The organism is Mycetohabitans sp. B3 (genome assembly GCF_021498065.1).
Classification (GTDB): domain Bacteria; phylum Pseudomonadota; class Gammaproteobacteria; order Burkholderiales; family Burkholderiaceae; genus Mycetohabitans.
Genome location: NZ_JAHLKN010000002.1, coordinates 69,321 through 83,895, shown reverse-complemented (window position 1 = coordinate 83,895; position 14,575 = coordinate 69,321). Strand labels below are relative to the sequence as shown.

Here is a 14,575-nt window from a genome sequence, read left to right as displayed (position 1 = left end):
CCTATCACGCGGCGCGGCGCTTGCCCGGAGAAGTTTTTTGGGATACTGTCGCAGTTTTCGCTCCGCCCTTGCCCGCTTTCGTAGCGGGCCCCTTGCGGGCAGTCGTTTTTTTCCGCTTGTCGGCACCGGCCATATCCTCGTCGATGCTCGATCCATCCTTGCGCTGCCCAAGACTGAGCCGCAACAGCTCAGACAAGTCAACCACATCGGCGGCCCGCCTTTTTGCCGAGCTCTCAATACTTGGGATTTTTTTCGTCTTGTCCGCTCGGATCTTCTTTTCAACCAACGCCAGGATGTCGTCCCGGAACGTATCGTGGTAGTCCTCGGGTTTCCATTCGCCGCTCATGTCATCAATGAGCTTCTTGGCCATCTCCAACTCACGAGCCGTGACGCCAGCCTTCCTCGCGTCGACTTCCGGCAGCGGGAGTTCAGCCAACGCCCGTAGTTCATCCTTCCAGCGCAACGTGTCCAGCGCGAGCAACGGACCCACCGGAATCAGTGCGCCAAGGTGTTGGCGGCCATGCATCACGACCAACGCGATACCGATTTTGCCGGTCGCTTTCAACGCGTCGCGAAGCAACGCGTAGACCTTTTCGCCCTTCCGATCCGGCACGAGATAGTACGGCGTATCAACGTACAGAAACGACACGGCCTTCGAATCGACAAAGGTCAAAATATCGACCGTCTGCGTCGAGTCTGGATTGGCCGCGCGGATCTCCTCGTCGGTCAGTACCACATAGCGCTCTTTGTCGTACTCATAGCCGCGCACGATATCCTCGCGCGACACTTCCTTTCCTGTGCGCTTGTTGACCTGCCGATAGCCGATCGGATCCATCGAATGCTTGTCCAGCATCCGGAACGATGGCTTCACCGTCCGGGTGGCCGGATATAGCTGCACCGGTACATGCACGAGGCCAAAACTGATCGCGCCTTTCCAAATCATTCGTGACGCCATGGAGCCTCCTTCGTGTGATCCTGCGGCGCATGCGCGCCGTATTGTCGGCTTATCGCCGCTTGCCGTAGCGTTCCGGTTACGCAAGCTGCGTACCAGCCGGACCAGCTGCGTAGCCCACGTCGTCCGGGAACAGCACTTGCTCTTTCGAAACGCCCCCGATATGTCCGTTGAACAATACGATGAGGCCATTGTTGAAATACCAGACCAAAGCCATATACGAATGCGATGTCAAGCAAAACACCGTTGCCACAACGGAATTCAGCATTCGTTCGCTTTGTTCTACCGATAACTAAGAGGATGTTATGAAATCAATCCGTACCGTTGCGACGTTGACCCTGGCCACGCTGATGTTGGGCGCGTGTGGTGGGGGAGAAAAGGACCTCGGCACCGAACTCGGGCTGAGTTCTCCACAGGCAAGGTTCATCAATGCCGTTCCGATTGGCCCGAATCTGGATTACTACCTAAACGGGCAAGCGAACGCGACCGACGTACAGTACAAGGGCGTCACGCGTTATCGCGATGTCGGCGCAGGCACCCAGACCGCCACCTACAATGCAACCGGCACGTCTTTGACGCTGGCCTCACAGGCATTCAATGCAGCCAAAGGACGCCATTACACGACAATTGCAATCCAGGGTTCGCCATCCGCGGTCTCCGTGATCGACGATCCGTATGACAAAGGCTTGCTCTCGGACAAGGCACGCGTACGGGGATTCAATGCGTCGTTTAACGCGCCAAACGTGGACATCTACGTCGTGGCGCCCGGTACCGACATCTCCAGCGTGACACCCACGGTGTCCTCCATCGCCTATCAGCATGCGGTACCCGAATCCGGTCAAGATTCAGTGTACCTATCCGGTGGCACGTATCAGGTCATCGTCACTCATGCTGGCACGAAGACGCCGATTCTGACGAGCGCGCCGGTCAGCTTAGCTAACAACGCCGATTGGCTCATCTTGACGATCCCGTCGGGCGGCATTGGCGACATCGTACCCGGCAATATTCATGTCCTGGTCGCCCAGGGCAACGAGGCCGATACGTCCGCCCAGGAACTGACGCCTCAATAAAGGAAGCGACACGCTTGCCCGGCTCGATCATTCACCCTATTGCATCGACGGGCAAGCCGCCAACTTGCTGCGGCCAATCGCTGGCGAGGCCGCTTTGCTGCTGTTCTCAGCGAGCATCATCGGTTGCGAGATGCTCGCCATCTCTCATCTTTGCGGGCAGCGCCGTCTATATCTGTGTTAGGCCGCCGTCCTCAATGACGTCAGTGTAGTTCCAGTACTGGGGTGACGTCAGCGCAGCTCCGGTGCTGGCACTGGATGACGTCGACGCAGTTCCGATGCTGGTGCTGGTGACGCGATTGGCCTCGCGCGTCGCATGGCGGGCGCGCTAACTAGCGGTATTGTAATCAAGGCTTGGGGAAGTGTTACCGTGCTGATGACGGTGACCGTAGCGGGGATGTCGTCGCCAATATAAGGCAGTAACGGCAGTAACAAGATCGGGCCCCGGCGCCGCCAACGCCACGCTGCGCCGCCGGTCATGCTCACGCGGCACGCGCGGATTACATCAATTTTCCGACTTCCTTGGATACCGAAGCCGGGGTGCCATACTCTCGCTCCGGAATACGCTTGAGCATCTCCAGCACGCTGTCGTCGGCATGCGAGCGTTGCGCGCATTGAATGACGTCTTCTTTGCTGGCCGGGTAGTCCATGCCCTTGAGCGCCTTCTGGATATCAACCGGGCTTGGCGCCTTGCCATGCCCGCTCTGGTGACCGCCCTTATCATGGTCTTGCTGGACGCGGTCACCTTCATGCGCCCGCGCGTGGCTCAATTCGTGACCGGTGTGAGGATGACGGGAAGTCATAACGATCTCCTTTAAAAGCCAATGACACATAAGGGGCGCGGCAGGCTTGCACGCGCCGCGTGATCATCGCGCCGCAAACTGCGTTCCCCGTAGCACATTCCCACACTGCTGCACCGCCGAGCAACGCGCAGCGGTGATACTCAGATGGTGTCACGCGGTTGTAACTTTTTCGAACTTCGCTAAGGCTTGCCCTGATTCGGCGCGCTGCAATGCGGGTGACAGGGTCCGATCGACGCGCGGGTACATCGCTTGCATAGTGCACCCGAGAAAGGCATCGCTGCCTTCATCAACCGGGAGCAGTCACTATGCAAAAAAAAATCGCCCTGATCAGCGAGCATGCCTCGCCGTTGGGTGTGATCGGCGGCGTTGACTCAGGCGGCCAGAACATCTACGTGGCTAATGTGGCCAAGCAATTGGCATTGCGCGGTTGGCACGTTGACGTCTTTACCCGCCGTGACAATCCTCACTTGCCGGAGGTGATGCGCATAGGTCCCAGGATGCAGGTCATTCATGTGCCCGCGGGACCACCCAACGACATGCCGAAAGAAGCGATGCTGCCGTACATGGCGTGCTTTGCCGACTTCCTCATCGACTATTTCAGACGGCAACCCGTGCCCTACGATGTGATGCACGCGAACTTCTTCATGTCGGGTCAGGCGGCGCTGTGCGTGAAGCAACAGCTCGGTGTCCCGCTGGTTACCACTTTTCATGCGCTAGGTCGAGTACGTCGGCAGCATCAAGGCATGGCCGACGCGTTTCCGGACGAGCGTTTTGCGATAGAAGATAAGCTGGTGCAGTGCTCGGATCGGGTGATCGCTGAATGCCCGCAAGACCAGATCGACCTGACGACGTTGTATCCGGGTGACCCGCGACGCATCCGGGTCATTCCATGCGGCTTTGACAGCGATGAATTTCAACCGGTACCGAGGCTCGAGGCCCGCGCGCGACTCGGATGGCGCCCGGACGAGTTCGCCATATTACAGTTGGGACGGCTAGTGCCGCGCAAAGGCGTAGACAACGTGATCGAAGCGCTTGCCCACTTGCCGGCGCACCCTGCTCAGCCTACGCGGCTGTATGTGGTCGGGGGCGACGACTATACGCCTGACCCGGAACGCTGTCCCGAATTGGCGCGGCTGATGCGCGTCGCCCAGCAGGCGGGCGTTGCCGAGCGCGTGACGTTCGTCGGCCGCCGCGACCGGGATGTGCTGCGACTGTTCTACAGTGCGGCCGATGTATTTGTGACCACGCCATGGTACGAACCTTTTGGCATCACCCCAGTGGAGGCGATGGCCTGCGCCACGCCGGTGATCGGTAGCGATGTCGGTGGCATCCGCAGCACCGTTGTGGATGGCGTAACGGGCTACTTGGTGCCGCCGCGCGAGCCCGCGGCGCTGGCCCGTAAATTGGTGGCGCTGCGCAGCGATCCGCAACAGGCGGTGGCAATGGGCCTGGCGGGCCGCCAGCGCGTGCAGCGTGACTATACGTGGGATAGCGTCGCCGCGCGATTGGCTCAAGTCTATGACGAGTTGCGCGACACAACGCGGCGGCCCACGTGCGCGGGTGCCTCGCTGGGAGGCAGTCGGCGCTCGCCCATCATGCCGGTAACCGCCACCCCGAACCAGAAGGAGAATGGGTAATGAAAGAATATGGCCGCAAGCGGATTTTGGTCACCGGTGGCGCCGGTTTTCTTGGCTCACACTTATGCGAGCGCTTGGTGACGGCTGGCCACGACGTGCTATGCGTGGACAACTTTTATACTGGCACCAAGGACAACATTGCCCATCTACTCGATGCGCCGAATTTTGAGATGATGCGTCACGATGTGACGTTTCCGTTGTATGTCGAGGTCGACGAAATCTATAATCTCGCGTGTCCCGCCTCCCCAATCCACTATCAGCAGGACCCGGTTCAAACCACTAAGACCAGCGTGCACGGTGCGATCAACTTGCTCGGGCTAGCTAAGCGCGTGAAGGCGCGGATCCTGCAAGCGTCGACCAGCGAGGTCTATGGCGACCCGTCGGTGCATCCGCAGCATGAGCAGTATTGGGGCAATGTCAATCCGATTGGGGTGCGTTCATGCTATGACGAAGGCAAGCGGTGCGCCGAGACCCTGTTTGCCGATTATTATCGGCAGCATCGCGTTGATATCCGCATTGCGCGGATCTTCAATACGTACGGTCCCCGCATGCATCCGGCCGACGGACGCGTGGTATCCAATTTCATCACTCAGGCGCTTGCGGGTGAAGCGCTGACCGTCTACGGTGATGGAACTCAGACGCGCTCGTTCTGCTACGTGGACGACCTGGTCGACGGCTTGATCCGCTTGATGGAGGCACCGAGTCCATTTGCGGAGCCAGTTAATCTGGGCAACGCCGCCGAAGTGACGATCGGCGAGATCGCTCGCGAGGTCATCCGCGTGACCGGGGCCCGTGTGCCAATCCGATATGCGTCGCTACCGGCGGACGACCCGCGGCAACGTTGTCCGGACCTGACGCTGGCCGCCCAGCGCCTCGGCTGGTCGCCGGCCACGACGCTGGCGGACGGACTCGCGCGCACTGTGCGCTATTTCGTCCAACGTGCCGCGCCGAACGTTCATCGGCCCCCTGGCGGTCCGAATGGTGTCCCTGCCGACGCGCGGCGTGCGGTGTCCGCCGCGCATGCTCATGCTGGGCAGGCCGGCGAACTGGCGCAGCAGGTGCAGGCATGACTACACGTTGGCTCGTCATTTCGCCGCATCTGGACGACGCAGTGTTCGGCTGCGGTCGGTTACTTGCCCAAGCGCCCGGCTCGATTGTCGCGACCGTCTTTGCCGGCATACCGCCCCGCGCGATGCCGACGCCACTATGGGACCGCGACGCAGGCTTCGCTTCTGCGCACGAAGCGATGCAGGCCCGTCGCGTCGAAGACCGGCATGCCCTGTCGATCCTTCGGGCCGAACCTCATTGGCTAGATTTCCTGGATGATCAGTACGGATGCACCGTATCTGACGATGCGTTGCTTGACGCGCTTCGCTCGCTGCTGGATACGCATGCGCAGATGGGAGTGCTGGCGCCGGCCGGCTTGTTTCACCGCGACCACCTCCGGGTGCAGCACGCGATGCTGGCGCTGCTTGGCGAGCAATCTGCCACCCGACGTTGGTTCTTTTACGAGGATGCACTGTATCGGCGCAAGGAGGGCCTGATGAAACAACGGCTGGCTCACTGGAAGGCACAAGGTTGGACAGCGCAACCGGCGGCATTGGTGGACGAGGACACAACCGACGGCAGCGCGCTCGCGAAAGCTAAGGCCGTGCGGGCGTACCGGAGCCAGGTCGCGCTGTTCAGGCCCGATACGCTGCTCGACCTCGAGCGCGCGGAGTGTTACTGGCAGTTGCAACGTGTTCCTACGGCATCATGAGCGCGTCGATGGCCAGTCCGCACCACGAGGATCGCATTACGGTCATCGTGCTCACGTACCGGCGACGCGACGAGTTGGCTCGGACGTTGACTCGGCTGACTGCGCTGCCCGAGCGCGTGCCAATCATCGTAGTCGACAACGATTCGCGTGATGGTACCGCGCAAGAGGTCGCGCAGCGCTTTGCGCATGTCACGCTGATCCAGGCGCCAAGCAATCTCGGCGCTGCTGGCCGTAATCTCGGCGCGGCCGCCGCGCGTACCCGCTACATTGCTTTTTGTGACGATGACACGTGGTGGGAGCCCGGCTCGCTATCACTGGCCGCCGATCTGCTGGACGCCCATCCACAAGTCGGTTCCCTGACCGCTCGCGTGCTGGTCGGCCCACAGCGTCGCGAGGATCCAGTCTGCGAGCTGATGCGCACTAGTCCGATTACGCCACCTTGCGCCCTTCCCGGCCCACCGATCCTAGGTTTGCTTGCAGGGGCTACCGCTTTTCGTACCGACGCGTTCCTGGCTGCCGGCGGATACCATCCACGCTTATTCATTGGCGGTGAAGAAGCGGTGTTGGCGCTCGATTTGGCCAGTGCCGGATGGTCGCTCGTGTACGCCCCGCAATTGACCGTGTGCCACTATCCGTCGCCGGTCCGCGACGCAGGCCGGCGGCGCAGCCTGCTGGCGCGCAACGCCGTATGGGCCGCTTGGCTGCGTCTTCCGGCCGGCGCCGCGTTGCAGCGCACGCTGCAATTGGCGCCGCGCGTATGGCAGGAAGGCGGCCTAACGGGCTGGTGGCAGGCGCTGCGCGGGCTCGGATGGGTGCTCAGCGAGCGCCGCGTGATCCCGCCGTACGTTGATCAGATGCGTCGCTGCGTCGAGGCGGCCGAAGCCGGCGGATAGCGGCGGGTCATCCGCTTCACGCGGCGACGTCGCGCAATGCGCGATCCCAGTCGGCGGCAAATCGTACGATGTTGAACCGTTCCTGCGCATCGCGCCGTGCGGCGTCGCCCCACTGGCGGGCCAGCGTCGGGTCTTTGAGCAAGTGGTGCATCGTGTCGACCAATACGGCGGGCCGCGTATCGGCCATGCCGTTGTGGCCACTGCGCACAACCTGCGCCATCTCGGTTGTTGCCAGCGCAACGATTGGCGACCCGAGCATCATCGCTTCGACCACTGCTAGGCCCAGGCTCGTATAGCGGATCGGGTTGAAGAAGAAACGATAACCCGCAACGAAGCCAGGCAATGCTAAGTTCGGGATTTCGCCGATGCCCCCCAGTTCGGTGGACCCCATCCCGACCAAATCCAATGGCACCGCCTCGCGTACCGCTTCGAATATATCTGCGCCCAGGCGTCGGCCGCGCTTGCGCAGATGATTGACGACCGTCACGCCCTTGGCCAGCGTGCCGCGATACGCAACACCGTCCGGCAGCAGCACACCGTGCTCAATCACGCGTGTGGGTGTCACGCCGTTGTCCCACATCAGCGCATTGAACGGCGTGACGTGCACCAGCAACACATTCGGATCCTGAACCGGATGCAATGTATCGGTCGGATGCTCTCGCGGTGGGTCGTGTTCGACAAAAAGCGCGGGCAATTGCCGCTGTGCTTCGCTGAGTGCGTGTTGCCGGTCTTCGGCATAGTGCTTATGGTGCTGGTACAGCACGCAGTCGAACGAAGCCGCGCGCACCTGATCGTACGGCACCTCGTGCATATTGGGGCCCCACGGCAGGTTTCCTGCGCAGCCGCCATAGCCGGGCGGCGAGCCAGGCTTAGTCACGACATAGAAGTCGTGCGGCGTCTGCGACAAATAATAGAGGTAATTTCCGTGAACGTGCCAAGTGAGAACCCGCAAACGTTTATGCGGCATGGTAAGCCTCCGATTCGAGCATCTGCTCGAGTTGATGCGTAACATCCCGTACGTCGATCGCTGTCGCGCATGCATGCTGGTACGGACAAACGTCGAACATGCACGGCCTGCATGGCGGATAGTTAGCCAATACACGATGGCGTTCCCGATCCAGCGGCGCCCATCGGGCGACATCGCTGCCGCAGGCGATCACCACACTGGGCGTGCGCAATGCCGCTGCAATATGTGACACCCCGGTGTCATTGCATACGAGCATCTTGCTTCGCCCGATCAAGGCGGCCATTACGCCGAGTGACGTACGCCCACACAAATTGACACACGGCACCTCGAGCCGGCGGGCCAATTCGTCGGCAAGCGTTGCCTCGGATGCCGTACCGGTCACGACGATGCGCATGCCGCGTCGCGACAGCCAGTTGGCCACCGACGCAAACCGCTGTGCCGGCCATCGCCGGGATGGCATGCGCGCTCCGGGATGAAAGACCGCGAACTGTTGCGACGGCAATTCGTGCTGCTCGCAAAGCGCGCGGCATGCCGCATGGTCGAGCCGAGTCAGCGGAAACTCCAGGTGCTCGCCCCCATCACCATAGCCCAGTGCCTGCATGAGCCGCGTATAGCGTACGATCTCGGGGACCGACTCAGGCCACGGGATCGTCTTGTCGAGCGGGTATGCCGTGCCGCCCGCTGCCCCGTCGCCGGGCGCCGGCATGAATCCGGCCGTTTGGACTGCGCCGAGCTGCGCGACGATACGGTTGGTATGCGTGCCGCTACCATGCAATTGGATCGCCAGATCAAAACGTCGAGCGCGGCATTGCTCAAAGAACGCTGCAAGGCGCGCCGCATCGGCGGGCTGCTCAGCTAATCCGGGCGCGCCCGGAAACGGCACGAAGTCATCGATGTACTCAGCAAAGCGCTGTGCGAATTGCTTCGCCCACGGCAAGCCGATCAGCGTGATCTTGGCGTGGGGCTCGCCACGCCGCAGCGCACGCAGCGCGGGCACAGCACACAGCATGTCACCCAGCTGCAACGCGCGAAATACCGCTATGCTCGCGTGTCCGGCAGGCTCGCGCCTTGCCTCGCCGACTTGTTTCACTGTATTGGGTGTCATAGGAAAAGCACCTTGAAGTGAAGCGCGCCGCGCAGCCGCCAATACAGCGATACGGGCGGGATTGCAATTGACGTGACGATCATTTCGGCAATATGGGAGGCAGCGCGTGAGGTGCCGCGCAACCGCCGCCAGCAAAACCAGATGGTCACCGCTACCCAGATGCCCAGCGCCACGCTGCCCGCGCCACGCTGACCGGCGCCCAGCAATACCGCAGCCGAGAGCAACGCTGCTACGGCGATGTAGTAATGCCAGGGTGGCACCCGACGGATATGCTGGCGGTACACGCGCCGATGCTTCTTGTAGAGCAACGCATCGAAGAACACTTTGGACTGCTGGCCAATGCTTACGCCCCAATGGGCTGGGCGCACCGGATGCAGAACCCGAGCCTGCGGTGCGTTGATAATGGGCCCGACGTGCTCTCGCAGCATGAACATCAGGTCAGCGTCCTCGCGCCAAGCGCGAGTAAAGCGCTCATCGAAGCCGCCGACCTGCACGAGCGCGTCACGGCGCACAAAGCAGTTCGCCGTCGCGAATTCGGCGTGCGCCAAGCCGCTGGAGTCGCGCTCGTAATCGGTCGGCGCGTCACCCAGCGGCACTTCGATGCGTCCCGCAACTGCGCAAGCCGTCGGATCGCGTGCCAGCGCATCGCACCCTTCCCGCAGCCACATCGGATCGGCCACCGTATCGTCGTCGGTAAACGCGATGATCGCTCCTTGCGCGCTGTACCAGCCCGCGTTACGCGCGCCCGCTGGGCCGCGGGTGCGCCAGGCCGGAATGTAACGCACGCGTGGCATGCCGCTGCTGCGCTGTGCGAATGCGTGAACCACGCTTTTTGCGCTGTAACGCGCGCGGTCGTCATCGACCACAAGTATTTCGAAGGCGCTCGGATCAAACACCTGTGCACACAGCGCGTCCAGGCACCGTACCAGCAGATCGGGGCGTCGATAGGTGGGCACCACCACCGACACCATGATCCGCGTTGCCGTGTCCGGGACGTCGGTCATCGGTGTTTCTCCAATAGAAACGGGCCGATCACCAGCGCGTCGAGCGGCGAGGTCCAGAAGCACTCTAGCGCGTCGCGTGGCGAGCATACGATCGGCTTGCCGCGCGTATTGAACGACGTGTTCACTAACACCGGCACACCGGTCAACCGGTCGAACGCTGTTAGCAGCTTGTGATAGAGCGGGTGCTGATCCGCGTTCACCGTTTGTACCCGCGCTGTGCCATCGACGTGACGTACCGCCGGAATAGCCTCTTCCCGGCCAGGCGCCACGTCGTACACGAACAGCATGAACGGGGCATGCAGCCGACCTGGCTTGCGTGCGGTAAACCATTCGTGCGCTTTTTCCTCCAGTACAGCGGGCGCTACCGGACGGAAATCCTCGCGATCCTTGATGCGGTTCAGGCGCTGCTGCATGCCGGGGTCGATCGGTGAAGCCAATATTGAGCGGGCGCCCAATGCTCGTGGACCAAACTCCATGCGTCCCTGGAACCATCCAATGATCCGGTTGTCGGCCAGCAACGCGGCGGTGTCGGCTGCCACATCGTTCAGCCGTCGGTAGGGTAGTTGCGCCTCATCCAGCAATGCCTGGATGGTCGCCTCGTCGTACGCCGGACCGAGGTAAGCGTGGTCCATTGCTTTGCCGTCGCGCACGCCGCGCTGCTGGAAATCCGTCCACAGCGCGGCGCCCAACGCCGTGCCGGCATCGCCCGCGGCGGGCTGGACCCATACGTCGTCGAAGTATCCGCTGTCGCGGACCTTGGCGTTCATGACACAATTGAGCGCCACACCGCCTGCCATCGCAAGCTGCTTTTCGCCCGTGGTGTGTGCGAGCCACTGCACCATGTGCAGCACGACTTCTTCTAGCATTGCCTGCAGCGAATGGGCGATGTCATAGTGCCGCTGCTCGAGCGGGCCGCCGCGCTCGCGAGCTGGCCCAAACAGCGAGACAAGGTCAATACTCTCGACTTCGTAGTCGCCATTGTCGACATAGCGCACGAGGCGGCGCATCGCGTCCATGTAGGCCGGTTTGCCGAACGACGCGAGCGCCATCACTTTGTACTCGTCCGACGAGTGCAGGAAGCCGAGATAGCGCGTCACTCGCTCGTAAAGCAATCCCAACGAATTGGGCAGATTGACCTGTTTGATGCGTCGATACTGGTGTCCGTCGAATACGCCGTAGCTGGTGGTGGCTTTTTCGCCCCGGCCATCCATTGTCAGCACCGCGCAGCGCTGGAACGGTGCCGCCAGGAACGCACTCGCCTCGTGCGACAAATGGTGTTCGACACAATGCCATTCGAAGGGTCCATCCGGCATCACGCCGCGCCAACGCTTCTGCAAATGGTGCGGCACTCCGTCGGCTAGTTGCCGCGGCGCGTTGACAACGTAGGATAGGAACAGCGGATCCCACGGCGATACGTGTCCACTTGCCTTGCGATGGGCGGACGGGGACAAAGGCAACGTGAACCCCGGCTCTTGTTGCCCGCGATCGATTTGCAGCCAAGGGTCATAGGAATACGCGACGTGGTGCACGTCGCGCAGTACGATGCCCGCTTCCGACAGGCAGTAGTCGATCGCGTGATACGGCAATTCCCATGTCGAGAACGGCACCGGCCGCTTGCCATGCTTAATGTGCGTGAAGCGCTCCTCCTCGGCGGCGGCGACCACCACGCCGTCGCGCACCAGGCACGCGGCGCTGTCGTGGAATGCGGCATTGATCCCCAGGGTATAAAGTGGAGTACGGGTGTCTGGCATGGTCAGGCTCTCGCTATCGCGGTTGCGATTGGAATTACGTTGGCAAGGGACGGACTGCCCAGCTGCCAACAGCATGTGGTCCAGCGCTCGGCCTGGGCAGCATCGTGTCCGTCCAGCAAGCTGCGCGCAGCCGCGACGACCTCATCGACCCCCACGCCAGTCAGGCACGGGTGTCCCGGTTCGCTGCACTCGCTGCGGTAGCAGTATTTGCACGGAACGTCGGTGGACAATACGCGGTGCGGCACGCGCCATGGCGTATGTTGCGGGTTGGTCAACGCATAGAGATCGACAACTGGCGTGCCAACGGCCGCAGCAAGATGCGCCGGCCCGCTGTTGTTGGTAATCAACACATCCGCTGCGCCGACCAACGCGCCCATCTCGCCTAGCGACAACCGGCCGGCCAGCGGCACCGCGCGCTTGCCGACACGTGCGCATACCGCGTCGACTAACGCGGATTCCGCCGCGCTGCCGGTCACCGCAACCGCGTCGAACTGCGGGGCGAGTTGCGCAGCCACTTCGCCGAAGCGCTCCGCAGGCCACCGTCGCGACGGCGCGCTGGCTCCGGGGTGAACCACCAGCCAGCGTCCGTGGCCAAGCTGCGCGAACGGCGCGCCTTGCCGGCGCCGGGCGGCTTGCAGCCGACGCTGCAATGACCGTCGGTCTTGTTCGCTGTAGGCAAATTCCATTTGCCAATTGGTTGTCGTCGCACCGATTGAGCGGACCAGTTCGAGTTGCCGGACCACTTCGTGGCGAACGCGCTGGTGCGGCTCGGTTTCCGCAACGCGGTCAGTCAACAAGCGGTACGGATTCTCGCGGCAGTGCGCCAGACGCAGCGGAATCCCCGCCAGCCAGCACATCATCGCGGCCGGCAAAGGGCTTTGGCTGTAGACCGTGAAGATGACCGCGGCATCAAACCGACCGGCTGCCAGTCGCTCGATCATCGCGAAGTCCGGCGCTGCGTCCGGCGACGCGCTCGGGTGCTTGACCCATGGTGCGTCGTATCCCCACACCTGGTCGACCATCGGCAGGTGCCCATCCAGCGCGGTGCCGACGCTGGAGGTGAGCAGCGTTAGATGACGACGGCCGTCATCACCCTTCAGCGCGCGCAGCGCAGGCGTAGTCATCAGCACGTCGCCCATGTTGTCGAGCCGGACACACAGGATGCGTCGCGCGTTGTTCCAGCCCGTGCTCATGTGGCCGCCTCCTGTCCGATTCTCTCAACGGGCGTGCCGTTGCACTGCGCGGCAATAATGTGGGCCGCGGCATCGAGCCGCTCGACTACGAAGTCCGGCTCACGCTGTGGACCGTGTTGCCATTCGGTTTCGTTGCCGCAATCGACTAGGATCGTGCGACAACCTGCGCCACGGCCCGCTTCGATATCGTCGAGGATGTCCCCGACCATCCAACTGTATTGCGGCGCGGCGTCCAGAAACGCGAGGGCCTGCGTCAGCAACGCCGATCGCGGCTTGCGGCAATCGCATTCGATCGCGTAGTGCGCCACCGCCCCACTCGGATGGTGCGGGCAATAAAAGAACCCCGCGAGCACTGCACCGTGCTCGCGAAACAGCGCGCAAAGCCGCTCACGCACGGTGCACAGCGCTGCCTCGGGAAAACAGCCAAGCGCCACACCGGGCTGGTTCGACACCACTGCGAGTGGCATGCCCAGTGCGCCAAGCCGGCGCAGTGCTTGTGCGGCGCTCGGCGCCAGCACCATGCGCGCCGGGTCGACGTTGTAGGGCACATTCTTCAGCAGTGTGCCGTCCTTGTCCAACAGCACGGCGCCGCGGCTGGCTCCGCGCGTCACGGCCATGACGTTTCCTTCATTGGCAGCACCGTGACTTCAGGGATCACCGTGCCGGGCGGCTGCGTCAACACGAACCGTACGGCCGCGGCCACATTTTGGGGAGGCTGCAGCGTATCGACGTCGATATCGGGAAAACGGTCCAGCAAGAACGGAGTGCGCATGCCGCCGGCCACAATGGCCGACACGCGCACGCCAGCCGAACGCAACTCTGCATGTATCGCATGAGAGAAGCCCAGCAGTCCCCACTTAGTCGCGTGGTAGGCGGAGGCATTTGGCCATGCGCGCTTTGAAGCGGTTGATGCGATGTTGACGATATGGCCGTCGCCTCGGGCCTTCATCATCGGCACGACCGCCCGGCATATCAGGTAGGGGCCGAATAGGTTCGTCATCAGCACGCGCTGCCAGGCGGCGACGTCAACGTCTTCGATCGCGGCCGTCACATCAATCGCTGCGTTGTTCACGACCACATCGAGCTCGCCCACCGACTCGTGTATCGCGTGCATCGCCTGTTGCACCGACGCCTCGTCGCTGACGTCGATCCGCTGCCACACGACCTTGACGCCGTGCTGGCCTAACTCGGCCGCGGTTGCACGCGCCTGGTCCTCATGAAGATCGGCCACGACGATATTCATGCCGGCGCGTGCCAACTCGTCGCATATCGCCGCACCGAGGCCACGGGCGCCTCCGGTGATTAACGCTGTTTTGCCGGTGAGAATCGGGTTCGTTAAGTCTGCATTCTGTGCCACGTTCGCTCCTTCAGTGAGTCAAACGTTTGTCAAGACAAACGTTCTGGCTCCTGTTGAGCGAATGGCGTGCCCGCCCCTAACCCAATG

The 14,575-nt window shown here is 62.3% G+C and carries 15 protein-coding genes; 5 read left to right on the top strand and 10 right to left on the bottom strand.

Features of this window, described 5'->3' with window-relative positions:
* Positions 1-4 precede the first annotated feature (4 nt).
* Entirely contained in the window at positions 5-955 is a 951-nt protein-coding gene (locus KQH55_RS00650) for a Ku protein (protein ID WP_076796814.1), read from the bottom strand.
* 76 nt (positions 956-1,031) lie between these two features.
* Complete coding sequence (locus tag KQH55_RS00645) at positions 1,032-1,220, bottom strand: hypothetical protein (protein ID WP_076785676.1); 189 nt, start codon at positions 1,218-1,220, stop codon at positions 1,032-1,034.
* Positions 1,221-1,257: 37 nt separating this feature from the next.
* On the opposite strand from KQH55_RS00645, the gene KQH55_RS00640 reads away from it, so the two are divergent.
* Complete coding sequence (locus tag KQH55_RS00640) at positions 1,258-2,022, top strand: DUF4397 domain-containing protein (protein ID WP_235089985.1); 765 nt, start codon at positions 1,258-1,260, stop codon at positions 2,020-2,022.
* A gap of 497 nt (positions 2,023-2,519) precedes the next feature.
* On the opposite strand, the gene KQH55_RS00630 is transcribed toward KQH55_RS00640, so the two are convergent.
* On the bottom strand, positions 2,520-2,822 hold the full coding sequence (locus KQH55_RS00630) for a DUF2795 domain-containing protein (RefSeq protein WP_041752974.1): 303 nt from the start codon (positions 2,820-2,822) through the stop codon (positions 2,520-2,522).
* A 305-nt stretch (positions 2,823-3,127) separates the two neighbouring features.
* Here KQH55_RS00630 and KQH55_RS00625 point away from each other — a divergent pair, with 305 nt between their 5' ends.
* From KQH55_RS00625 to KQH55_RS00610, 4 genes are read left to right on the top strand one after another with little or no spacing between them, the layout of a single operon-like run.
* A complete protein-coding gene (locus KQH55_RS00625) occupies positions 3,128-4,459 on the top strand; it encodes a glycosyltransferase family 1 protein (protein ID WP_076796812.1) in 1,332 nt (443 codons plus the stop codon).
* The gene (locus KQH55_RS00620) at positions 4,459-5,529 is read left to right on the top strand and encodes a UDP-glucuronic acid decarboxylase family protein (RefSeq protein ID WP_076785679.1); all 1,071 of its coding nucleotides are present in this window, start codon (positions 4,459-4,461) and stop codon (positions 5,527-5,529) included. Before KQH55_RS00625 ends, KQH55_RS00620 begins: the two co-directional genes overlap by 1 nt.
* Positions 5,526-6,218: a PIG-L deacetylase family protein gene (locus tag KQH55_RS00615; RefSeq protein WP_235089984.1), complete on the top strand. Its 693-nt coding sequence runs from the start codon at positions 5,526-5,528 to the stop codon at positions 6,216-6,218. The genes KQH55_RS00620 and KQH55_RS00615 overlap by 4 nt, the downstream gene beginning before the upstream one ends.
* Positions 6,215-7,111 (top strand): glycosyltransferase family 2 protein, encoded by an 897-nt coding sequence (locus KQH55_RS00610; protein ID WP_076785681.1) that lies wholly within the window; start codon positions 6,215-6,217, stop codon positions 7,109-7,111. The genes KQH55_RS00615 and KQH55_RS00610 overlap by 4 nt, the downstream gene beginning before the upstream one ends.
* 16 nt (positions 7,112-7,127) lie before the next feature.
* Here the strand turns inward: KQH55_RS00610 and KQH55_RS00605 are convergent, their stop codons facing one another.
* From KQH55_RS00605 to KQH55_RS00575, 7 genes are read right to left on the bottom strand one after another with little or no spacing between them, the layout of a single operon-like run.
* Positions 7,128-8,078, bottom strand: coding sequence for a glycosyltransferase (locus KQH55_RS00605; RefSeq protein WP_235089983.1), 951 nt, complete (start codon positions 8,076-8,078; stop codon positions 7,128-7,130).
* Positions 8,068-9,183, bottom strand: coding sequence for a glycosyltransferase family 9 protein (locus KQH55_RS00600; protein WP_076796807.1), 1,116 nt, complete (start codon positions 9,181-9,183; stop codon positions 8,068-8,070). The genes KQH55_RS00605 and KQH55_RS00600 overlap by 11 nt, the downstream gene beginning before the upstream one ends.
* On the bottom strand, positions 9,180-10,187 hold the full coding sequence (locus KQH55_RS00595; RefSeq protein ID WP_235089982.1) for a glycosyltransferase family 2 protein: 1,008 nt from the start codon (positions 10,185-10,187) through the stop codon (positions 9,180-9,182). Before KQH55_RS00595 ends, KQH55_RS00600 begins: the two co-directional genes overlap by 4 nt.
* On the bottom strand, positions 10,184-11,938 hold the full coding sequence (locus KQH55_RS00590; protein ID WP_235089981.1) for a carbamoyltransferase C-terminal domain-containing protein: 1,755 nt from the start codon (positions 11,936-11,938) through the stop codon (positions 10,184-10,186). The genes KQH55_RS00595 and KQH55_RS00590 overlap by 4 nt, the downstream gene beginning before the upstream one ends.
* Positions 11,939-11,940: 2 nt before the next feature.
* On the bottom strand, positions 11,941-13,131 hold the full coding sequence (locus KQH55_RS00585; protein ID WP_235089980.1) for a glycosyltransferase family 9 protein: 1,191 nt from the start codon (positions 13,129-13,131) through the stop codon (positions 11,941-11,943).
* Entirely contained in the window at positions 13,128-13,748 is a 621-nt protein-coding gene (locus KQH55_RS00580) for an HAD-IIIA family hydrolase (protein WP_235089979.1), read from the bottom strand. The genes KQH55_RS00585 and KQH55_RS00580 overlap by 4 nt, the downstream gene beginning before the upstream one ends.
* Entirely contained in the window at positions 13,739-14,488 is a 750-nt protein-coding gene (locus KQH55_RS00575; protein ID WP_076796802.1) for an SDR family oxidoreductase, read from the bottom strand. Before KQH55_RS00575 ends, KQH55_RS00580 begins: the two co-directional genes overlap by 10 nt.
* Positions 14,489-14,575 lie beyond the last annotated feature (87 nt).

Excerpts from the sequence above, each read along its gene's own strand:
- KQH55_RS00650 (WP_076796814.1), bottom strand. The coding sequence starts at position 955 with ATGGCGTCACGAATGATTTGGAAAGGCGCGATCAGTTTTGGCCTCGTG.
- KQH55_RS00645 (WP_076785676.1), bottom strand. The coding sequence starts at position 1,220 with ATGCTGAATTCCGTTGTGGCAACGGTGTTTTGCTTGACATCGCATTCG.
- KQH55_RS00640 (WP_235089985.1), top strand. The coding sequence starts at position 1,258 with ATGAAATCAATCCGTACCGTTGCGACGTTGACCCTGGCCACGCTGATG.
- KQH55_RS00630 (WP_041752974.1), bottom strand. The coding sequence starts at position 2,822 with ATGACTTCCCGTCATCCTCACACCGGTCACGAATTGAGCCACGCGCGG.
- KQH55_RS00625 (WP_076796812.1), top strand. The coding sequence starts at position 3,128 with ATGCAAAAAAAAATCGCCCTGATCAGCGAGCATGCCTCGCCGTTGGGT.
- KQH55_RS00620 (WP_076785679.1), top strand. The coding sequence starts at position 4,459 with ATGAAAGAATATGGCCGCAAGCGGATTTTGGTCACCGGTGGCGCCGGT.
- KQH55_RS00615 (WP_235089984.1), top strand. The coding sequence starts at position 5,526 with ATGACTACACGTTGGCTCGTCATTTCGCCGCATCTGGACGACGCAGTG.
- KQH55_RS00610 (WP_076785681.1), top strand. The coding sequence starts at position 6,215 with ATGAGCGCGTCGATGGCCAGTCCGCACCACGAGGATCGCATTACGGTC.
- KQH55_RS00605 (WP_235089983.1), bottom strand. The coding sequence starts at position 8,078 with ATGCCGCATAAACGTTTGCGGGTTCTCACTTGGCACGTTCACGGAAAT.
- KQH55_RS00600 (WP_076796807.1), bottom strand. The coding sequence starts at position 9,183 with ATGACACCCAATACAGTGAAACAAGTCGGCGAGGCAAGGCGCGAGCCT.
- KQH55_RS00595 (WP_235089982.1), bottom strand. The coding sequence starts at position 10,187 with ATGACCGACGTCCCGGACACGGCAACGCGGATCATGGTGTCGGTGGTG.
- KQH55_RS00590 (WP_235089981.1), bottom strand. The coding sequence starts at position 11,938 with ATGCCAGACACCCGTACTCCACTTTATACCCTGGGGATCAATGCCGCA.
- KQH55_RS00585 (WP_235089980.1), bottom strand. The coding sequence starts at position 13,131 with ATGAGCACGGGCTGGAACAACGCGCGACGCATCCTGTGTGTCCGGCTC.
- KQH55_RS00580 (WP_235089979.1), bottom strand. The coding sequence starts at position 13,748 with ATGGCCGTGACGCGCGGAGCCAGCCGCGGCGCCGTGCTGTTGGACAAG.